Source organism: Pseudomonas multiresinivorans (assembly GCF_012971725.1).
Lineage (GTDB): Bacteria > Pseudomonadota > Gammaproteobacteria > Pseudomonadales > Pseudomonadaceae > Pseudomonas > Pseudomonas multiresinivorans.
Map to the genome: position 1 here is coordinate 3,718,010 of NZ_CP048833.1, position 20,663 is coordinate 3,738,672.

Annotated in this window: 19 protein-coding genes; 8 read left to right on the forward strand and 11 right to left on the reverse strand. The window is 65.8% G+C overall.

Features of this window, described 5'->3' with window-relative positions; all coding sequences use genetic code 11:
* The first annotated feature begins 7 nt into the window (after nucleotides 1-7).
* The gene (locus tag G4G71_RS16875; RefSeq protein WP_169939194.1) at nucleotides 8-271 is read left to right on the forward strand and encodes a hypothetical protein; all 264 of its coding nucleotides are present in this window, start codon (nucleotides 8-10) and stop codon (nucleotides 269-271) included.
* A 6-nt stretch (nucleotides 272-277) separates the two neighbouring features.
* On the opposite strand, the gene G4G71_RS16880 is transcribed toward G4G71_RS16875, so the two are convergent.
* On the reverse strand, nucleotides 278-922 hold the full coding sequence (locus G4G71_RS16880) for an alpha/beta hydrolase (RefSeq protein WP_169939195.1): 645 nt from the start codon (nucleotides 920-922) through the stop codon (nucleotides 278-280).
* Nucleotides 923-1,198: 276 nt separating this feature from the next.
* Nucleotides 1,199-2,527 carry an OprD family porin gene (locus G4G71_RS16885; protein ID WP_169939196.1) on the reverse strand — a complete coding sequence of 443 codons (1,329 nt, stop codon included), beginning with the start codon at nucleotides 2,525-2,527 and terminating at the stop codon, nucleotides 1,199-1,201.
* A 635-nt stretch (nucleotides 2,528-3,162) separates the two neighbouring features.
* Between G4G71_RS16885 and G4G71_RS16890 the strand changes: the two genes are divergently transcribed.
* The 3 genes from G4G71_RS16890 to G4G71_RS16900 all read left to right on the forward strand — a co-directional run bounded on the left by G4G71_RS16890 (nucleotide 3,163) and on the right by G4G71_RS16900 (nucleotide 6,340).
* Nucleotides 3,163-3,642: a winged helix-turn-helix transcriptional regulator gene (locus G4G71_RS16890; protein WP_169939197.1), complete on the forward strand. Its 480-nt coding sequence runs from the start codon at nucleotides 3,163-3,165 to the stop codon at nucleotides 3,640-3,642.
* Nucleotides 3,643-3,653: 11 nt separating this feature from the next.
* On the forward strand, nucleotides 3,654-4,781 hold the full coding sequence (locus tag G4G71_RS16895; protein ID WP_169939198.1) for an HlyD family secretion protein: 1,128 nt from the start codon (nucleotides 3,654-3,656) through the stop codon (nucleotides 4,779-4,781).
* Nucleotides 4,782-4,852: 71 nt separating this feature from the next.
* The gene (locus G4G71_RS16900; protein WP_240964958.1) at nucleotides 4,853-6,340 is read left to right on the forward strand and encodes a DHA2 family efflux MFS transporter permease subunit; all 1,488 of its coding nucleotides are present in this window, start codon (nucleotides 4,853-4,855) and stop codon (nucleotides 6,338-6,340) included.
* Between the two features lie 4 nt (nucleotides 6,341-6,344).
* Here the strand turns inward: G4G71_RS16900 and G4G71_RS16905 are convergent, their stop codons facing one another.
* Nucleotides 6,345-7,250, reverse strand: coding sequence for a LysR substrate-binding domain-containing protein (locus G4G71_RS16905; protein ID WP_169939200.1), 906 nt, complete (start codon nucleotides 7,248-7,250; stop codon nucleotides 6,345-6,347).
* A gap of 305 nt (nucleotides 7,251-7,555) precedes the next feature.
* On the opposite strand from G4G71_RS16905, the gene G4G71_RS16910 reads away from it, so the two are divergent.
* From G4G71_RS16910 to G4G71_RS16920, 3 genes are all read left to right on the forward strand, one after another.
* Entirely contained in the window at nucleotides 7,556-7,813 is a 258-nt protein-coding gene (locus tag G4G71_RS16910) for a YjhX family toxin (protein ID WP_169939201.1), read from the forward strand.
* A 54-nt stretch (nucleotides 7,814-7,867) separates the two neighbouring features.
* Entirely contained in the window at nucleotides 7,868-8,371 is a 504-nt protein-coding gene (locus G4G71_RS16915; protein ID WP_169939202.1) for a GNAT family N-acetyltransferase, read from the forward strand.
* A gap of 63 nt (nucleotides 8,372-8,434) precedes the next feature.
* The gene (locus tag G4G71_RS16920; protein WP_169939203.1) at nucleotides 8,435-8,881 is read left to right on the forward strand and encodes a GNAT family N-acetyltransferase; all 447 of its coding nucleotides are present in this window, start codon (nucleotides 8,435-8,437) and stop codon (nucleotides 8,879-8,881) included.
* A 59-nt stretch (nucleotides 8,882-8,940) separates the two neighbouring features.
* Here the strand turns inward: G4G71_RS16920 and G4G71_RS16925 are convergent, their stop codons facing one another.
* The 8 genes from G4G71_RS16925 to G4G71_RS16960 all read right to left on the reverse strand — a co-directional run bounded on the left by G4G71_RS16925 (nucleotide 8,941) and on the right by G4G71_RS16960 (nucleotide 19,601).
* Nucleotides 8,941-9,354 carry a YjjA family protein gene (locus tag G4G71_RS16925; RefSeq protein ID WP_169939204.1) on the reverse strand — a complete coding sequence of 138 codons (414 nt, stop codon included), beginning with the start codon at nucleotides 9,352-9,354 and terminating at the stop codon, nucleotides 8,941-8,943.
* A gap of 70 nt (nucleotides 9,355-9,424) precedes the next feature.
* Entirely contained in the window at nucleotides 9,425-10,513 is a 1,089-nt protein-coding gene (locus G4G71_RS16930) for a glycerophosphodiester phosphodiesterase (protein ID WP_169939205.1), read from the reverse strand.
* 129 nt (nucleotides 10,514-10,642) lie between these two features.
* Nucleotides 10,643-12,835, reverse strand: coding sequence for a catalase/peroxidase HPI (gene katG, locus G4G71_RS16935; protein WP_169939206.1), 2,193 nt, complete (start codon nucleotides 12,833-12,835; stop codon nucleotides 10,643-10,645).
* Between the two features lie 327 nt (nucleotides 12,836-13,162).
* A complete protein-coding gene (locus tag G4G71_RS16940; RefSeq protein WP_169939207.1) occupies nucleotides 13,163-15,004 on the reverse strand; it encodes an amidohydrolase in 1,842 nt (613 codons plus the stop codon).
* 11 nt (nucleotides 15,005-15,015) lie between these two features.
* Complete coding sequence (locus G4G71_RS16945; RefSeq protein ID WP_169939208.1) at nucleotides 15,016-15,834, reverse strand: alpha/beta fold hydrolase; 819 nt, start codon at nucleotides 15,832-15,834, stop codon at nucleotides 15,016-15,018.
* Between the two features lie 83 nt (nucleotides 15,835-15,917).
* Nucleotides 15,918-16,487: a putative antibiotic biosynthesis monooxygenase gene (locus tag G4G71_RS16950; RefSeq protein ID WP_169939209.1), complete on the reverse strand. Its 570-nt coding sequence runs from the start codon at nucleotides 16,485-16,487 to the stop codon at nucleotides 15,918-15,920.
* 582 nt (nucleotides 16,488-17,069) lie between these two features.
* Complete coding sequence (locus tag G4G71_RS16955) at nucleotides 17,070-18,440, reverse strand: ATP-binding protein (protein WP_169939210.1); 1,371 nt, start codon at nucleotides 18,438-18,440, stop codon at nucleotides 17,070-17,072.
* 204 nt (nucleotides 18,441-18,644) lie between these two features.
* Nucleotides 18,645-19,601, reverse strand: coding sequence for a GlxA family transcriptional regulator (locus G4G71_RS16960; RefSeq protein WP_169939211.1), 957 nt, complete (start codon nucleotides 19,599-19,601; stop codon nucleotides 18,645-18,647).
* A gap of 346 nt (nucleotides 19,602-19,947) precedes the next feature.
* On the opposite strand from G4G71_RS16960, the gene G4G71_RS16965 reads away from it, so the two are divergent.
* Nucleotides 19,948-20,604, forward strand: coding sequence for a hydrolase (locus G4G71_RS16965; RefSeq protein ID WP_024762844.1), 657 nt, complete (start codon nucleotides 19,948-19,950; stop codon nucleotides 20,602-20,604).
* Nucleotides 20,605-20,663: the final 59 nt, after the last annotated feature.

The window sequence follows — 20,663 nt, forward strand, 5'->3', positions numbered from 1 at the left end:
CGCCGCCATGAAACCTGTCACGCTCACGCTTGCCGCCTGCGTCCTGCTCCTGGGCGCTTCGGTCGGGTACGTCCACGCCGAGGGCGATGTCGCGAAGGACGTCCGCGACCTGCATCGCGATATCGACAAGGGCGTCGACCACGACGCCAAGGAGATCGACAAGGGCTACAAGCACGACAAGCACGAGGTGGAAAAGACCGATGACCACCTCGACAAGGAGCGTCACAAGGAAGACAAGCACCTGGACAAGGAGATCAAGAAGGACCTCTGAGCCTGCCTAGGACAGCGCGCCCTGCAGGTGCTGGATCACCCTCTCCACTGCCTGTTCCAGGCAGTCCTTGAAGAAGTGATCGGCGCCGGCGTAGAGCACCACTTCGCGCTGCTGCGGCCGCGCCCAGTCCAGCAGGTTGGCCAGCGGCGCCATTTCGTCCGCCTCGCCGTGCAGCAGCAGGCAATCGGCCGGCACCGCCTGTGCTTCGTAGTCGCGGCCGCCGGGGACCGTGCCCACCGGCAAACCCATCAGCGCTATCGCATCCGCCGCGGGTGACAGCTCACTGGCAACACGGGCGAACACATAGGCGCCGAAGGAAAAGCCCACCAGCGCCAACGGCAGATCGGGATACTCGCTACGCAGATGCTCGATCACCGCCAGCATGTCCTGCGCCTCGCCGATGCCTTCGGCGTACTCGCCTTCGCTACCATCCACGCCACGGAAGCTCGGCCGCACGGTCAGCCAGCCGGCGCCGCAAAGCTTGCGCGAAAGGGTCAGCGGCACACGGTGCTTCGGGCTGCCACCGAGCAAAGGCTGCGGATGGCTGATCAGCGCGATCCCCTGCGGCGGCACACCCGGCCGGTCGATCAGCAGTTGCAGCTTGCCCACCGGGCCATCGATCAGTTGGGTGCGGCGCTCTTCTTCGGACATCGACTCTTCTCGCGGAACGGGAACGGGAACGGAGCGCCGATTGTAGCGCTCCGCCCGCACTCCAGGCTCGCAGAAGACAGCCCTCGCAGGGCGGATGACGCTGGCGCGTTATGCGCCCTGCGAACCGGGATTATCTGCGCGTGACGACGGGTCCTGTAGGAGCGAGCTTGCTCGCGAACCGCTTGACGCTGGAGCGGCCGGGTAATCCATTCGCGAGCAAGCTCGCTCCTACGAAGAGCCCCCAAGGGCAGCACCCAGCAAGGTGCTGCACTGGCGTTACAGGATCGACAGCGGGTAGTCGACGATCAGGCGGAACTCGTTGACGTCACCCTCGGCCTGGTCGGCATTGCCGCGGTGGATCGCCTCGCGCAGGCGCAAGGACAGGTCCTTCGCCGGCCCGGACTGCACCACGTACTTGGCCTCCAGGTTGGTCTCGTGGTGCTTGCCGTCATCGCCGTAGCCATAGCCGCGGTAGGGGCTGTCGGCGGCCATCTTGCTGCCGTCGATGCCGTGGCCGTTGACGTAGCGGGCCATGAAGCTCAGGCCGGGAATGCCGTAGGTCGCCATCGCCAGGTCATAGCGCAGCTGCCAGGACTTCTCCTCCGGGCCGTTGAAGTCCGAGTACTGGATGGAGTTGGCGAGGAAGATCGAGTCGCCGGTGTCGCCAGGGCCGTTGACGCCGAACGCCACGTAGTCGAACGGCGTGTCGCCGTGGACCTTCTGGTAGGCCAGCGTCAGGGTGTGGGCGGTGAGGAAGGTGTACGCGGCGGCGGCGGACCAGGTGGTGTTGCTGATCTCGCCGGCCTTGGCGCTGCCGTCGTCGTTGGTGCGGTAGATATTGAAATCGAGGTTCAGCGACTGGTCGTCCGCCAGCGGCAGCGTGTAGTTGGCGTTGCCGTAGTACTGGCGCCACACGTCCTCCAGCTTGGAGGCATAGAGCGAGAAATTCAGCGCGTCGTTGACCGCGTACTTGCCGCCCACGTAGTCGATGCTGCTGGCTTCGACGTTGGCGTAGGACGCCCAGATGCCATGGTCGCCGTTGGTGGTCACCGGGCCATTGCCGCCGGTGAAGTGGCCGCCGTCCAGGTCCAGCCCCTCGATCTCGCTGCTGAGCACGTTGAAACCGGTGGCGGTCTGCGGGAACAGCCGCGTGCCGCCGGCGGCGAACACCGGAGCGGTGGGCTGCAGGTCGCCCCAGCGCAGTTCGGTCTTCGAGACACGCAGCTTCACGGCACCGCCGGCGCGGCCGTATTCGCTTTCCGGCGAGCCATCGTCACGTACCGGCAGGTTACCGGTGCCGGAGGTTCCGGCGCCGCCATCCAGGCGGAGACCCCAGTTGCCGAAGGCTTCCACGCCGAAACCGACGGTGCCCTGGGTGAAGCCGGAGCTGTAGTTCAGCGTGAAGCCCTGGGTCCAGTCCTTGCGGTCCCCGGCACCGGACTTGCGGTCGCTGTTGTAGTAGTAGTTGCGCATCAGCAGCGAAGCCGTGCTGCCTTCGATGAAGCCGGTGGCTTCGGACTGATCGGCAACGGCGGCGGCATGCGCCAGCTGGAACGGAATGCCGGCGACGATCGCCCCCAGCATGGAAAGACGGAAAACAGACATCTTCTACCCCTTTGTTGGACTTGTCTTGGCAGGCGTATCGATTGAATCCTGAATAACTTTCTTATGTTTCCCCGCCATAGGCAGAGCGAGCGAAGAGATAACAATCCGCCGCCTCGCCCTCCAACCAGCCTTGTCGATAGTCGATATCGAGACGAATGATTAAGCATTTGTCGCTATCGCTATTAAGCTTGCGCCCCGATGAAGAACATGAGTCCCGGATGCCCGCTCCAGAGCATCCGGAGGATTGCTCCACTTCATCATCCTTTGGTTTGGCCGCCTCCCCAGGCGGCCTTTTTTTGCCTGCAGGAAAGTTATGGAACAAGTGTTCCAGGCCATTCCCGGATAATTCTCCTGGCCAATTTCAAACTCTTCCAAAGAGGGTTTCAGGGCAACTTCCCAGAACTTCTCCGGGAAACTTCCGCAGAATTGGGCAACTCTTTGCGCAGCGGTGATATCTCCTCGGTATACCGCTCATCCCCACGCCCGTTTCCCCTTCGATGAGTCACTTGCGCAAAGCAAGCGACCCCATTAGATTACAACCATAATCTTTATAGCCGCCTTTGGCCTGACGCCCTGCCAGGCCCGTGGCAAGGCGGCCTTATTAGATGACGACGCTCATGTAAAGAGAGGCCACCATGCGCAGATCCAGCTTCGAAAACCTCCCCTGCCCCGTGGCCCAGGCGCTGGACCTGATCGGTGACAGCTGGAACGTGCTGATCCTGCGCGAAGCCTTCTACGGCTCCACGCGCTTCGACCAGTTCCTCGCACGATTGGGCATCGCCAGCAACGTCCTCACTCGTCGGCTGCGCGCACTGGTGGACAGCGGCCTGCTGCAACGCCGCCAGTACAACGACCATCCGCCGCGCTTCGAATACCTGCTCACCGATCGCGGCCGCGACCTGCGCCCGGTACTGCTCACCCTGTTGCAGTGGGGCAAGCGCCACGCCGGCATGGCCAGCGCCGCCGAGCTGGTGGACACCCGCACGGGCCGGCCAGTGCGTATCGCCCTGGTGGATGCCGACAGCGGCGAAGTCATCGGCCCGCAGCACCAGATCCATCGCCGCGAGGGCGACCAGCTCGTCCCCGTCCACATCCCACAAGCCGATCACGCCTGAGCGAGGCCGCCATGAACCAGCCCGTCACCCTTCCCGCCACGCCAGCCGTCGACACGGCAAAACCGAAGTCGCGCAAGGCTCTCAAGCTCGCTGTCGCAGCGGCAGCCGTTCTCGGTGCGGGCACTTACGCCGGGCACTGGTGGCTCGACGGTCGCTTCCTGGAGAAGACCGACGATGCCTATGTCGGCGGCGACGTGACGGTGATCAGCCCGCGCGTGGCCGGCTATATCGCCGAATTGAAGGTGAGCGACAACCAGCGGGTGCATGCCGGCGACCTGTTGGCACGCATCGATGACCGCGACTACCGCGCTGCCCTGGCCAAGGCAGACGGCGCCGTGCATGCCGAGGAAGCGGCGCTGACCAATGTCGATGCGCAGGCCTCGCTGCAGGATGCGCTGATTCGCCAGAGTCAGGCGGAGATCGACGCGGCAGCCGCCGAAGAAGTACGCACCCGCGACGACCAGCACCGCTATGCCACCCTGGTGCGGACCAACGCCGTTTCCGTGGAGGCCGCGCAGCGCGCCGACGCCAGCTTCAAATCCGCCCGCGCCAACAGCGACAAGGCTCGCGCCAGCCTGCTTGCCGCGCGCCGCCAGCTCGACGTGATCCAGAGCCAGCGGCAACAGGCCCAGGCCGCGCTGGAGCAAGCCATCGCCGCGCGCGACCTGGCACGCCTGGACCTCAGCTACACCGAACTGCGCGCCCCGGTGGACGGCTACATCGGCAACCGCCGCGCACGGGTCGGCAGCTACGTCGCCGCCGGCACCCAATTGCTCGCCGTGGTCCCCGCGCAAGGCCTGTGGGTGGACGCCAACTTCAAGGAAGACCAGCTGGCCCGCATGCAACCTGGCCAGGCGGTGACCATCGAGGCCGACATCCTTCCCGGCAAGGTCTTCCACGGCCACCTGGACAGCCTCGCCCCGGCCACCGGCGCGCAGTTCAGCATCCTCCCGCCAGAAAACGCCACCGGCAACTTCACCAAGATCGTCCAGCGCGTGCCGGTGCGCGTGCACCTGGACGACGCCGACGGTCGCCTCGGCAATCTGCGCCCCGGCCTGTCCGTGCTGGTGGAAGTGGACACCCGCGCCCATGACCATGGCGATGCCGACCAGCGCGTCGCCCAGGGCAGCCGGCCGTGAGCCTCTGGAGCAACGAGGTGGTACCGGTGGAAAGCCTTTCCACCGGGCGCAAGGTGATCTCCTTCGCCTGCATGTGCCTGGGCATGTTCATCGCCCTGCTGGACATCCAGATCGTCTCCGCCTCGCTGCGCGACATCGGTGGCGGACTATCGGCCGGCGCCGATGAACTCGCCTGGGTGCAGACCAGTTACCTGATCGCCGAGATCATCGTCATCCCGCTCTCCGGCTGGCTGTCCAAGGTACTGTCCACGCGCTGGCTGTTCGCCGCCTCGGCACTGGGCTTCACTCTCACCAGCCTGCTCTGCGCCATGGCCTGGAATATCCAGAGCATGATCGCCTTCCGCGCGCTGCAGGGCTTTCTCGGCGGCTCGATGATCCCCATGGTGTTCACCACCGGCTTTCTCTACTTCGACGGCAAGCAGCGGGTGATTGTCGCCGCCACCATCGGCGCAATCGCCTCCCTCGCACCTACCCTCGGCCCGGTGGTCGGCGGCTGGATCACCGATATTTCCTCCTGGCCCTGGCTGTTCTACATCAACCTGGTGCCGGGGTTGTTCGTCGCCATCGTGGTGCCGATCATGGTGCGCATCGACAAGCCCGACCTGTCGCTGCTCAAGGGCGCCGACTACCCGGCGATCCTGCTGATGGCGCTGTTCCTCGGCTGCCTGGAGTACACCATGGAGGAAGGCCCGCGCTGGAACTGGTTCAGCGACGACACCATCCTCGCCACCGCCTGGATTTCCGCGCTGTGCGGCGTCGCCTTCATCTACCGCAGCCTGACCGCGACGCACCCCATCGTCGACCTGCGCGCCCTGAAGGAACGCAACTTCGCCCTCGGCTGCCTGTTCAGCTTCGTCACCGGCATCGGCATCTTCGCCACCATCTACCTGACCCCGCTGTTCCTTGGCCGTGTGCGCGGCTATGGCGCACTGGACATCGGCCTGGCGATCTTCTCCACCGGCATCTTCCAGATCATGAGCATCCCGCTCTACGCCGCGCTGGCCCGACGCTTCGACCTGCGCTGGATCCTGCTGCTGGGGATGGTGATGTTCACCTTGTCGATGTACGAATTCGCGCCGTTGACCCATGACTGGGGCGCGGCGCAGCTGATGTTCCCGCAGGCCCTGCGCGGCATGGCCCAGCAGTTCTGCGTGGCGCCCACCGTGACGCTGGCTCTGGGCTCGCTGCCGCCGGAACGCCTGAAGCTCGCTTCCGGGCTGTTCAACCTGATGCGCAACCTCGGTGGCGCCATCGGCATCGCCGCCTGCGCCACGGTGCTCAACGACCGCGCCAACCTGCACTTCCTGCGCCTGGCTGAGCACCTGAACAGCAGCAACGAGGCGCTCAACCAATGGCTGGCTCCGTCTCTGGAGTTCAATGGCGAACCGAGCCAGCAGGCGCTCAGGCACCTGTGGGACCTGACCTGGCGCGAGGCGCAGACACTGACCTTCGCCGACGCCTTCCTGCTGGTCGGTGCGTGCTTCGCGGTGACTCTGCTGCTGGTGCCGCTGATGAAGAAGATCGCGCCGCCCGCGCAACCCAGCGCGGACAGCCACTGAGCCATCAGACCATGTCGCTTTCGCCGAACTCCTCGGCGAGGAAATCGATCAGCGTGCGTACCGAGGGCAACAGGCCGCGGCGCGACGGGAAGATCGCGTGGACTATGCCGCACTTGGGCGACCAGCCCGGCAGCAATTCCACCACCCGGCCGGCGGCCAGGTCCTCGCGTACCGCCACGCGGGGCACGTGGGCGATGCCGACACCGGCCAACACGGCGTTGCGCAGGGCCAGCAGGTCGTCGGTCACCATGCGCGGCTTGTGCGAGATCAGCAGGCGCTCGCCTTCCTGGTTGAACAGCTCCCACTGGTATTCGCGCTGCATGCCGCCCCAGTGCAGGCTCGGCAGCTGGCCCAGGCCCATGGGGGAACTGTCGCCGGGCATGCGATCCAGCAACTGCGGGCTGCCCACCAGGCACTGGGTGCTGTTGGCCAGCACCTTCATCACCATGTCGGTGTTTTCCAGCGGCGGGAAGCGCACCCGCAGGGCAATGTCGAAGCCCTCGTGGAGCAGGTCGACGCGGCGGTTGGTGCTCTCGATGAACAGCTCCACCAGAGGGTACTTGAGCAGGTAGCGGGTGAGCATCGGCCCGACCCAGGAGTTGAGCAGCGTCGTCGGACAAGCCAGCCGCACCAGGCCGCGCGGCTCGGCGCGGTTGCGCTCGATCACCTCGGAAGCGCCTTCCGCCTCGATGCGCATGGCGACGCAACGCTGGTAATACTCCTGGCCGATCTCGGTCAGCGAGCAGTGCCGGCTGGTGCGGTGCAACAGGCGCACGCCCAGGCGCTCCTCCAGTTGGGCGATGCGGCGGCTGAGCTTGGACTTGGGGATGTCCAGCGCGCGGCCGGCAGCGGCGAAACCACCCTGCTCCACCACCTGGGTGAAGTAATAGAGGGTGTTGAGGTCTTCCATGGATCGTTCTCCGGATGGAACGCTGGGCAAGGCCTGGCAGCTTACCGTATCGGCCGGGAGCAGATGAAAGACATGGCAACAACCTGCGGGTTGATCGTCCTCCTGCCCGGCGCCTAGAATTGCCGCGCCCACTTCCGGGCATTCCACTGATCCGTTGAGACAGGTTTCATGTTGGAGATAGCAGTAATCCGATAACCCTCCGGCGCCTTGCCACAAGGCGGGACGGTTATCGATGCGCACAAACGCTGGCGGACACAACCTCGTGTCTGCGGTTTTTTCGCACCTACTGCATACAGGTTTCCACCGTGAACATTTCCAGACCGGAACAACGGACCCTGCACGTCCTGGCCAAGGGCGGCCACATTTCCTTCCAGCGCGACGACTCCGGGCGCGTCATCTTCGTCGAGTGCTATACCCGTGACGGGTACGTACTGGCCGACTGCACCCTGGCAGTCTTCAAAAAGCTCAGGAACAAGCGCCTGATCGTCTCGCGCGGCGGCGCGCCCTATCGCATCAACCCCACCGGGCTGGGCGCCGTGCGCCCACAACTGGACAACCGCTGACGCTCGCCGGCCGGGTCGCCATTGCGCCCGGCCGCACACCAGAGGAATTGCAGCATGCATTACGACATCGAACCCGAACGGACCCAAGACGCGGGCAGCATCCGCCAGGTAACCGAAGCGGCCTTCGCCGTGGCTGAACACAGCGACGGTACCGAAGGCGCCATCGTCGACGCGTTGCGTGCCGCCGGCGCGTTGAGCGTGTCGCTGGTCGCCCGGCATGGCGACGAACTGGTTGGCCATGCGGCCTTCTCGCCCATCACGCTCGACGGCGAAAGCCGCGACTGGTACGGCCTTGGCCCGGTTTCCGTGCGCCCTGACCTGCACGGCCAGGGCATAGGCGCGGCACTGATCCGCACAGGACTGGAACAACTCAAGGCGCTCGGCGCCCGGGGCTGCGTGGTACTCGGCGACCCGCGCTACTACCGCCGCTTCGGCTTTGCCGTGGACCCGGCGATCCGCTACGAAGGCGTACCGCCGGAGTACTTCATGGCACTTCAACTGGGCAACATTCCGGCAACCGGCATGGTCGCCTATCACTCGGCCTTCTCCGCGTCCTGATGCGGAAGCGGCGGCACCTCCCGAAAGGTGTCGCCGCTGTGGCCACCGAGGCAAGGAAGACACATGACACCCAGGATTCGTCGCGCGACGGTCGCCGACATCGACACCCTCTTCGACATCCGCACCAGCGTGCGGCAGAACCACCTGAGCCGCGAGCAGATGGCCGAATTAGGCATTACACCGGCAGTGCTGAAGGAGGCGCTGGAGGCAGGCCCCTGCGCCTGGATTGCCGAGGTGGACGGCAGCGCCGGGGGCTTCGCCATGGTGGATAGGGCATCGGCAGAGGTCTTCGCCCTGTTCGTCCGGCCAGAATGGGAAGGCCGCGGGCTGGGCAGCGTCCTACTGAGGGCTGCAGAGGCCGAGCTCTTCCGCGAACACGAGCGGATCTGGCTGCTGACGGATGGCGGCGACGAGATTCGCGCCAACGGGTTCTACCTGAAGCAGGGCTGGGAGCGGGTCGCGCGCGTGGATGAGCGCGACGTGCGGTATGAGAAAACGCGTCCCGCGTAGGAGACCGGAGCGATCGCGGACTAAGTCCGCGATGATTTCCGTGCAGTGCGCAGGCCTTGTCAGAGCAGCGACTTGCCCTGGCTGAGGACCTTGTCGCACACCTGCTTGGTGACCTTCTCCTTGATGCCGCTGCCGGAGAGGTCGAGGCTCTTGCCGTCGCTGCCGGTGAGGATGCCCTTGGCGCCGTCCTTGTAGCCGCTGTCGCTGGTGGTGGTGTTGCCCGGCAGCTTGCCCAGCAGCTTGTCCTTCACCTGGGTCGCCGCATCGGCGTTGAGGTAATTGTTCTTCGCGCAGTACTCCAGCAGGCCGGCGACGTTGCTACTGCTGCTGGAGGACACCGACGACAGGTTGCCGAGGCCGCCCAGGCTACCGGCGACATCGCCGAGGGACGCAGCCTGCACCAGCGACCAGGGCAGCAAGACGGCAGTAAGGACGGCAGTAAGGACGGCGGGGATCAGTTTGCGGGCGTTCATGGAGTACTCCTTGATACGAACCAGACGTGAAGGGCCACTGCGAGTGTAGTTCTCGACTGCTCATCGCTATTCAATAACCGACCGACTTCAGCACCTCGCCAACCTCCTGGCTCGGCGGACGGCCGAGGAACTTCAGCAACTGGTCGGTGCGGTTGGTGAAGAAGCCGTCCACCCCGGTCTTGCTGAGCTTGTCGAAGTCCACCGAGTCGTCGACGGTGTAGGCATGCACGAACAGGCCTCGTTCATGGGCGGCCTGGTTCATCCACGGCTGCACCAGGTCCATGTAGCTCTGGTCGCCTCGCGCGGTCAGGGTCGCCGATGGCCCGGTGCCCATTGCGCCGTGGGCCTTGGCCCAGTCGAGCCAGGCGAAGAACTCTTCCTTGGATTTCACTTCCTGCTGCGCATAGAAGTCCGCCTTGATCTTCTCCCCGGACTGCGCAAAGGAGGTTGGCTTCTTCGCCGCCATGTAGCCATCACCGACCCACAGCAGCAGGACCTTGGGCACCTTCGGCATGCTCTTGTGCAACAGTTCCAGGCTGCTCTTCTCGAAGGTCTGCAGCACGATCCTGCCCTGGGGCTCGCCGTCTGCATTGAGCCAGCCACGATTTTCCAGGACCTTGCGCAGGTCTTCCTCGATGCCGGGGAACTGCCCCGGCGCCTTGGTTTCCAGGTACAGGCCGGGCGTCTCGCCGCCGCCTTCGGCGATATCGATCAGCTCGTCGAGCGTGAGAATGCGTACACCCGCGTACTTGGAGCGGGCGCGCTCGGGATAGGTGGTATTGAACCAGCTGCCGGCGTCCAGGCGCTTGAGCTCCGCCAGGGTGAACTGGCTCACCGGAGCCTTTTCGCGGCCGGGGAAGACCTTGGCGACATCAGTGGTGCGCTCAAGGGTGTCATCGTGCACTGCCACCAGCACGCCATCCTTGGTCCGCTGCAGGTCCGCCTCCAGATAGTCCGCACCCAGGTCACGGGCGGCGAGATAGGCCGGCGCGGTTTCCTCCGGGGCATCGTGGGAGGCGCCGCGGTGAGCGATCACCGTCGGCCAGGGAGCGCCGGCGGCCTCGCTCAGGGCGCGGCCGGGCGACTCCTCGGCGCTGGCGGTGAAGCTGGCGGCAGCCAGCGCGAAGGTGCCCAGTACAGCGATGAGTCGACGGCGCATAGGCGAAAGCCCCCCTTTCCCGGTTAAGCGGCCCAGTCTGCCGGCGGCCTGTGAACATCCTGCGACGGCCGGAACGACAAGGCCCGCGGACGATCGCTCGTCCGCGGGCCTTTGCTCATCCCTGCCCGATCAGCGCGGCAGGTCGAAGCGGTCGAGGTTCATCACCTTGGTCCAGGCCTTGACGAAGTCACTGACGAACCTGCGTTCGCCATCCGAGCAACCATAGACCTCCGACAACGCCCGCAGCTGGGAGTTTGATCCCAGTAGCAGGTCGATGCGGCTCCCGGTCCACTTCGCTTCGCCGGTCTTGCGATCGCGGCCCTCGAACTGGTCATTGGCGTCCGAGGTCGGTTTCCACACCGTACCCATGTCCAGCAGGTTGACGAAGAAGTCATTGCTCAGGGTGCCGGGACGCGAGGTGAACACACCGTTCTGCGAGCCACCGGTGTTGGCGCCCAGCACGCGCAGGCCGCCGATCAGCGCGGTAACTTCCGGCGCGGTCAGGGTCAGCAGTTGCGCCTTGTCGATCAGCAGCGCTTCGGCCGGAACCGAGAACTTCGACTTCTGGAAGTTGCGGAAGCCGTCAGCCACCGGCTCCAGCATGCCCACCGAGTGCACGTCGGTCTGCTCCTGGCTGGCGTCCATGCGGCCGGGCGCGAACGGTACGCTGACGCTGTGGCCACCCTTGCGCGCGGCCTCTTCCACAGCGGCATCGCCGGCGAGGACGATCAGGTCCGCCAGGGAGATCTTCTTGCCGCCACCGGCCGAGGCGTTGAACTCGGACTGGATTTCACTCAGCACGCCCAGCACCTTGGCCAGCTGCTCCGGCTGGTTCACCGGCCAGTCCTTCTGCGGTGCCAGGCGAATACGCGCGCCGTTGGCACCGCCGCGCTTGTCGGAACCACGGAAGGTGGAGGCCGACGCCCAGGCGGTGGACACCAGTTCGGGGACCGACAGACCCGAGGCCACCACCTTTGCCTTGAGCGCAGTGATGTCCTTCTCGTCCACCAGCGGGTGGTCGACCGCCGGAATCGGGTCCTGCCAGATCAGTTCCTCTTTCGGCACTTCCGGCCCCAGGTAGCGGGCCAGCGGGCCCATGTCGCGGTGGGTCAGCTTGAACCAGGCGCGGGCGAAAGCGTCGGCGAACGCCTCGGGATCTTCGTAGAAACGACGGGAAATCTTCTCGTAGGCCGGGTCCACGCGCAGGGAGATGTCAGTGGTGAGCATCGACGGGGCACGGCGCTTGGACTTGTCGTGCGCATCGGGAATGCTGCCGGCACCGGCGCCGTTCTTCGGCTGCCACTGGTGCGCGCCGGCCGGGCTCTTGGTCAGTTCCCACTCGTAGCCGAACAGGTTCCAGAAGAAGTTGTTGCTCCAGCGCGTCGGCGTCGACGTCCAGGTGACTTCCAGGCCGCTGGTGATGGCATCGCCACCGGAGCCGCTGCCGAACTTGCTGACCCAGCCCAGGCCCTGGTTCTCCAGGCCGCCGGCTTCCGGGTCGACCCCGACGTTGTCCGCCGGGCCCGCGCCGTGGGTCTTGCCGAAGGTGTGGCCGCCGGCGATCAGGGCGACGGTTTCCTCGTCGTCCATGGCCATGCGGGCGAAGGTCTCGCGGATATCGCGGGCGGCAGCCACCGGGTCGGGGTTGCCGTTGGGGCCTTCCGGGTTCACGTAGATCAGGCCCATCTGTACCGCCGCCAGCGGGTTCTCCAGGTCGCGGTCGCCGGTGTAGCGCTTGTCGCCACCCAGCCAGGTGGTCTCTTCGCCCCAGTACACGTCCATGTCCGGTTCCCAGACATCCTCGCGGCCGCCGGCAAAGCCGAAGGTCTTGAAGCCCATGGACTCCAGGGCGACGTTGCCGGTGAGAACGATCAGGTCGGCCCAGGACAGCTTGGCGCCGTACTTCTGCTTGATCGGCCAGATAAGCCGGCGGGCCTTGTCCAGGCTGACGTTGTCCGGCCAGCTGTTGAGTGGCGCGAAGCGCTGCTGACCACGGCCGGCGCCGCCACGGCCATCGCCGATGCGGTAGGTGCCGGCGGCGTGCCAGGCCATGCGGATGAACAACGGGCCGTAGTGGCCGAAGTCGGCCGGCCACCAGTCCTGGGAGTCGGTCATCACGGCGCGCAGGTCGGCCTTCACCGCTTCCAGGTCGAGGGTCTTGAAGGCCTCGGCGTAGTTGAAGTCCTCGCCCATGGGGTTGGACTTGGAAGAATGCTGGTGCAGCAGGTCCAGCCTCAGCTGGTTGGGCCACCAGTCACGGTTGGAAGTACCACCACCAGCGGTCTGGTGGAACGGGCAGCTACCTTTCTTTTCTTCACTCATTGCAGGCTCCTTGGGGGCGCCTATCGTTGGCGCCTTGTATTCGCACAACCCATCAGAAGATAGATCAAACGGGGCGGGCTGCTATTGCAGTTTTCGATTGGCTGAAGCGGTAAAAGGCTATCGATGGGGTGGCCAAAGGCCTCATCGCGGGAGACGGCAACGGACGCAGTTGTCATCGATAGTGCAGGAGCGAGCTTGCTCGCGAACCCGCTTCACGCCGGGTTGATCCGGTACAGGGCGGTTCGCGAGCAAGCTCGCTCCTACAAAGAGCCTCGCCCATGGATGAACGATTACAGTCCGGCCCTCACGGGCCGGACTCTCACACCGTCAGAATGCGAAGCACGAACAGCCGAACGCGCCCCAGAAGCCGGCGAAGTCGCTCACCGGCACGTCCTTCGTGCGCGCGCGTTCATGGCTGTGGCCATGCACGCCGCAGGAACCGACGCACTGGTGCACGGCCTGCTGTAACGGGGCCTGCGGGCGCCAGTGGCCGGGAACCATGGCCACCGGGGACCACTCCGGCACCACCGGGATGCTCGGCGGGGCCAGCTTGTCGAACTCGCGGTCGCCGTGGACGATCCTGCCGCCGACGACGGTGAGCACGGACTCGATGGTCTTGATCGCCTCTTCCTCGACGCTGAAGAAGTCCTCCGACAGCACCGCCAGGTCCGCCAGTTGGCCGGCCTTGAGCATGCCCTTCTTGCCCTGCTCGCTGGAGAACCAGGCGCTGCCGTGGGTGAACAGCTGGATCGCCACTTCGCGCGACAGCCCTTCCGGGTACAGGCTCAGGCCGCCCACGGTCTTGCCGCTGACCATCCAGTACAGCGAGGTCCAGGGGTTGTAGCTGGAGACGCGGGTGGCGTCCGTGCCGGCGCCGACGGGAACGCCCTCGGCCAGCATGCGCTTGATCGGCGGCGTGGCCTCGGCGGCCTGCTTGCCGTAGCGGTCGACGAAGTACTCGCCCTGGAAGGCCATGCGGTCCTGGATGGCGATACCGCCGCCCAGGGCGCGGACGCGCTCGATGTTCTTCGGCGTGATGGTCTCGGCGTGGTCGAAGAACCACGGCAGGCCATTGAACGGGATATCGCGGTCGACCTTCTCGAACACGTCGAGCATGCGCGAAATGGACTCGTCGTAGGTGGCATGCAGGCGGAACGGCCAGCGTTGCTCGACCAGGTGGCGCACCACCGGTTCCAGCTCGGCTTCCATGGTGCCGGGCAGGTCCGGGCGCGGTTCGAGGAAGTCCTCGAAATCGGCCGCCGAGAACACCAGCATCTCGCCCGCACCGTTATGGCGCAGGAAGTCGGTGCCCTGGCCGTAGGTCACGCTGCTGGTCCAGCTCCTGAAATCCGCCAGCTCTTCCTTGGGCTTCTGCGTGAACAGGTTGTAGGCGATGCGCACGCTGAGCTGGTCGGCGTCGGCCAGTTGCTGGATCACCTGGTAGTCGTCCGGGTAGTTCTGGAAGCCGCCGCCGGCATCGATCACGCTGGTCAGGCCCAGTCGGTTCAGCTCGCGCATGAACTGGCGGGTGGAGTTGACCTGGTATTCCAGCGGCAGCTTCGGCCCCTTGGCCAGGGTCGCGTAGAGGATCATCGCGTTGGGACGGGCGATCAGCATTCCGGTGGGCTCGCCATTGCTGTCGCGAACGATCTCGCCGCCGGGCGGGTTCGGCGTGTCCTTCGTGTAGCCGACGACGCGCAGTGCGGCGCGGTTCAGCAGCGCGCGGTCATAGAGGTGCAGGACGAACACCGGGGTATCCGGCGCCGCCTTGTTCAGCTCCTCGATGGTCGGCAGGCGGCGCTCGGCGAACTGGAATTCGTTCCAACCGCCGACCACCCTCACCCACTGCGGCGACGGAGTGCGCTGGGCCTGCAGGCGCAGCATTTCCAGGGCGTCGTGCAGCGACGGCACACCTTCCCAGCGCAGCTCCAGGTTGTAGTTCAGGCCGCCGCGGATCAGATGCAGGTGCGAGTCGTTGAGGCCGGGGATGACGGTGCGGCGATTGAGGTCGACCAGTTTCGTCGAAGCGTCGCGATAGGCCATCGCCTGGGCGTCGGTGCCCACGACGAGAAACTTGCCGTCGGCAATGGCCACGGCGGTGGCGCGCGGGCGCTCAGGGTCGACGGTGTGCAGCTTGCCGTTGAACAGGATCAGCTCTGCGTTGCTCATGCTCGGGTACCTCAGCGTTGCAGGAAGGCCAACAGGTCTTCGTTGAGTTGCTGTGTGTGGGTGACGGCAAAACCGTGGGGCGCACCGGCGTAGACCTTCAATTCGGCGCCCGGGATCTGCTCGGCAGCCAGCTTGCCGGTGGTCTCGAACGGCACAATCTGGTCATCATCGCCGTGGATCACCAGGGTCGGCACGTCGACCTTGGCGAGGTCCGCGCGGAAGTCCGTCTCGGAGAACGCAGTGACGCAATCCACGGTGCCCTTGAGCGAGGCCAGCAGGGCGATGTTCAGGGTCTGGGTCAGCACGCCCTCGGAGACCTTCTGGCCGTGGTTGGTGCCGTAGAACGGCGCGGCAAAGTCGGCGATGAACTGCGCACGATCCTGCAGCAGGCCGGCCTTGATGCCGTCGAACACGCCCTTCTCCACCCCCTGCGGGAAGTCGGCGGCTTCGCCGAAGATCGGAGTGACGGCGCCCAGCAGCACCAGGCCGGCGACGCGGGAGGTACCGTGGCGGCCGATGTAGCGGCTGACGTCGCCGCCGCCCATGGAGAACCCCACCAGCGTCACCTCGCGCAGGTCCAGGTGCTCGATCAGGCCGGCGATGTCGTCGGCGAAGGTGTCGTAGTCATAGCCGCTCCACGGCTGGCTGGAACGTCCGAAACCGCGGCGGTCGAAGGCGATGGTGCGGTAGCCGCGGCTGCTCAGGTACTGCATCTGGTATTCCCACATGTCGCCGTCCAGCGGCCAGCCGTGGCTGAACAGCACGGGTTTGCCGCTGCCCCAGTCCTTGTAATAGATCTCGGTGCCGTCGCGGGTGACGAAAGTGCTCATGGAAACTCCTCTGCCTGCCATGCAGGACGATGTGGGGACGGGCACCACGCGGGCGCCGCGGGAGGGAAAAGTCAGGGGAAGGCTCAGTCCGCGTTGAGCCAGCCGGCGCAACGCCGGGTCACCCACGGCATGATCAGGTAGACCACCGGGAGGACGATGCACAGGGTCACCAGCAGGTTGCTCGGCACCACGCCGGCCAACACTGGGAAGCGCTCGAACGCGGGCGCCCAGAGAGGTGGAATGACCATGGTCAGCGGGCTGATCACCAGATAGGTGAGCAACGCCTGCTTCCATTTCGGTGGCTGGCGCACGCTGCCGTGCTCGGGGGTGAACCAGAACTCGGCATCGTTGTGGATCAGCGGGTGGTCACCCTCTTCCAGCAGCGGCAGGACCTCGGCGACCAGCTCGGCGCGCTCGCGGGAGTCGATCCAGGCCTGCAGCTGGCCGGCACGGGCGAAGCGCACCACGGTGGTGAACATCGCGCCCTCGCCGTCCGGGCGGATCACGTTGACGCCCAGGTGCCCCGGCTGCCGCCGCGCGGCAGCGACGGTGCGGCGCAACCAGGCCTCGTAGCTGGGCAGCGCTTCGCAACGCACCTTGTGGTGAACCACCAGCGTCACCACGCTGTTCAGATCGATGGCTTCGGCGCTCATGGGTGTTCCGGGCTCGGGGTTGAGGTCCGGTCACTATGGCCTCGGCCGCGGCGGTCCTATTGGACGCATGTGCTGGGTTGGGGCTTTTGCTTTCGCAGGGCGCATAACCCGGAGCGGGTTATCCGCCCCACAGTGGTGATGGGGCAACCTGTAGGAGCGAGCTTGCTCGCGAACGCTCTTCACTGGCCGTTCCGGTGCTGGGCGGTTCGCGAGCAAGCTCGCTCCTACGAAAAGCGCCAGCGTGCGCGATGTAAGGCACGGGATGCACGGATTTGGCCTCAGCCGCGGCTGGCCTATTGGACGCATGTGCTGGGTTGGGGCTTTTGCAGGGCGCATATTCCGGCATGGGTTATCCGCCCGACAGTGATGATGGGGCGACCTGTAGGAGCGAGCTTGCTCGCGAACGCTCTTCCTGGCCGTTCCGGTGCTGGGCGGTTCGCGAGCAAGCTCGCTCCTACGAAAAGCGCCAGCGTGCGCGACGTTCGACACGGGACGGAGGGCTTTTGCAGGAGCGGACTTCGTCCGCGACAGGTCCGCAGTGCGCCGAAAATTATCGCGGACGGAGTCCGCTCCTACGTGCCTTCAGGCTGCAGTGCTGGCCATGTCGACCTGCCGCATGTACGCGCGCGCCGTGTTCGGCACGCGATAACGAACCTCACACTCACCCTGCTCCACCCATAGCAGCGACTTGTCCGCCAGTTGGCGTACGGTCGCGAACGCGCAGTCGCGGCACAGGCGGTCGCCGTCGAGCGAGGCCACCGCCGTGTCGAGGGTGAAGTCCTCGCCCAGTTGCGCAAGCAGGCGCAGGCAGCGCTGCTCGGCAACGTCCAGCAGGCCGTAGCTCCAGTCATAGGTCGCGCGCAGGCTCTGCTGCCGCGCCGGCGCGGTGCGGCGGCCAGGCATCAGCAGTTGCATGGGCGTATCCAGCAGGGCCGGCAGACCGGCGAGACCGAGGATGCCCACCTGCCGCGCCGCCATCTCGATGGCCAGGGGAATACCGTCCAGGCGCCGGCAGATATCGATGATCGCGCGCACCTGGCCCGGCTTGAGCTCGAAGCGGTCGCAGACCTCCCGCGCGCGCATCACGAACAGCTGCACCGCCGAACTGCACATGGCCAGTGCCAGCGGCGCGTCGTCCTGCGCGGGCACCTCCAGCGGCGGCAGGCGCAACACGTGTTCGCCCTCCGCGCGCAACGGCTCGCGGCTGGTGGCGAGAATGCTCAACGCCGGATGCAGGCGCAACAGGTGCTCCACCGCCTCGGCGCAGCGCTCGGCGAGGTGCTCGCAGTTGTCCAGCAACAGCAGGGTCGGCTCCTGCGCCGGCTCGCGCAGGAGGACGGCGAGGTTCTGGCTGAGGGAGATGCCGTCCGGGTCGATGGACAGATCGAGGAAGCGCACCTGGCTGAACTGTTTGTGCAGCAACTCGGCGCAGTGGATCGCCAGCGAGGTCTTGCCCATGCCGCCAGGGCCGACCAGAGTCAGCAGGCGCGTCGCGGGCAACTGCTTCACCACCCGCTCCAGCAGCGCCTGGCGGCCGACCAGGCCCATCAGCAGCACCGGCAGGTTGCTGGCGCGCACCTCACAGGGCAGTGCGGCGGCCTGCTGCGGAGCGATGACGGTTTCCACCACGCCGACGAAGCCATAGCCTCGCAGCGGCACGTTGGCGATGTAGCGCTCGCCGGTGCGGCCTTCGCCGAGGGCACGACGCAGGGCGGCGATGTGTACGCGCAGGTTGATCTCTTCGACCACGGTATCGCCCCAGACCTGGGCAATGATCCTGTCCTTGGCGATGATCTCGCCGGGCTGGCGGATCAGCACCTGGAGAATGTCCAGCGCCCGGCTGCCGATGCGTACCGGGCGGTCCCCCTGCAGCAGTTGGCGCTTGTAGGGGTGGAACTGGAAGCGACCGAACTGCAGGACGGTCTCGGTGCGGTTTTCCGTGCTATCGCTCATGTCCTGCTCACGTCTGCGGATCTGACGGATCGCTCTACAACGGCTCCTCCAGGCGATCTGGCCATTACCGAGGTGACGCGCCCCTGATTGGTGGTCAGGGTATTTTCCCGTCCTCGTGTGACAGCGCAATTCCCGCAGGGGGAAGGATTCGGCCAATCAGGGTGCGCCGGACGGTCAACTGGCGTGAAATGCGGCGTACTGCCATCAGGCGAAGCCAAACTGCTCACGGTACTGGCTCGGCGTCATGCCGATGCGTTCGCCGAATACCGTGCGCATGTGCCGCGGACTGCCGAAGCCGCTGCGGCAGGCCACCTGCTTGAGTGGCAGGTCGCTGCTTTCCAGCAGCTTGCGCGCGTGGTCGATGCGCGCGCTCTGCACGTACTGCATGGGCGTCATGCTGGTTTCGCGCTGGAAGGCTCGGGCGAAGTTACGCGGGCTCATGGCCACCTGCTCGGCCAGACGGTTCACCGTCAGCGGCTCGTCGATGTGGTCCACCACGTAGGCCTGTGCGCGGGCGATCACCGAGCCGTCGCGCACCACCGACACCAGCAGCGGGCCGAACGGCGTCTGCCCGCCCTGGCGCTTGAGCACCACCAGCAGCACCTTGGCGACTTCCAGTGCGACATCCTTGCCGTGGTCCTCGGCCACGACCGCCAGCGCCATGTCGATGCCGGCGGTGACGCCGCCAGAGGTAATCAGGTTGCGGTCGATGACGTAGATGCGCTCGGCCTGCACCTGGGTGCGCGGGTACAGCTGTGCCAGGCGCTCCAGGTAATTCCAGTGGGTGGTGCAGCGGTAGCCGTCGAGCAACCCGGCCGCGCCGAGCAGGAAGGCTCCGGTGCACACCGCGCCATAGCGTTTCGCCGCGCGCGCCGCTACCGGCAGCCAGGCCGTGAGCGCGTCGTTGCGACCGTTGTAGGCGCCCGGCCCGCCGGGAACCAGCAGCAGGTCGACGCCCGCGAGCAGCGCTTCCAGCGGCAGGTCGGCGCTCATCTTCAGGCCGCTGGAGGCGCGCACGCCCTCGGGCTTCGCCGCCATTGTCAGCAACCGGTAATGCTGCTCCGGCGGCAGGTAGCGGTTGGCCATGGAGAACACCTCCATCGGCCCAGTTACATCCAGCGCCAGCACATCGTCGTACAGCACCATGGCCACTGTTTTCATTCTTCTACTCGCACGCAAACGGGGCTTGGCGGTCTCGCGTGCCCCGGTATGGGAAAGAACCACTGTACCGATTCGCCACGCCGGCGAATCGCACGCTTGCATCATTCTCCGCCAGGCGGGCCGAGCACACAGGTCCAATAAATGCCGGGACGGCGGAACCATAGTCTGCTCATCAAAGCCTTCGGACGGGTCTTGCAGAACTGCAAAGTGGCCGTGCAAGGCTGTCTGTTCCGCGCCTTTCGCCGATCGGCAAAGATGCGTCCACGGTTCGGCACCGGCTACGGCAGTCCGAGCCCACCGAGCACTCGAACCTCATCCACCCACGCCATTCACAAGGACCATCGCCATGACCGCCATCGCCAAAGCCGTTCCCGGCAAGACCCTGCTCAACCCCACCGACCACACCCTGATCATGATCGACCACCAGTCGCAGATGTCCTTCGCGACCAAGTCCATCGACGCGGTGACCCTGCGTAACAACGCCGCCCTGGTGGCCAAGGCAGCCAAGGAGTTCGACGTCTCCACCATCCTCACCACCGTCGCCGAGAAGAGCTTCTCCGGCCCGATCTTCGACGAGATCAAGTCGGTCTTCCCCGAGCACAACGTCATCGACCGCACCAGCATGAACACCTGGGAAGACCCGCGCATCGCCGTGGAAGTGAACAAGTTCGGCAAGCAGAAGATCGTCCTGGCCGGCCTCTGGACCTCCGTGTGCATCGTCGGCCCCGCCCTGTCGGCCATTGACCAGGGCTTCGAGGTCTATGTCATCGCCGACGCCTGTGGCGACGTCTCCACCGAGGCCCACGAAATGGCCCTGCAACGAATGATCCAGCTGGGCGCCCGCCCGATGACCTCCCTGCAGTACCTGCTGGAACTGCAACGCGACTGGGCCCGCGGCGAGACCTACGATGCCACCGTGAAGACCTCCATCGAGCATGGCGGCGCCTACGGCCTGGGCCTGATCTACGCCAAGACCATGTTCAACGCCAGCGAAGGCCACTGAGCCCGGGCACCGGAAAGGGGCGGCATTGCCGCCCCTTTTCATTCGCAGGATTGAAGACC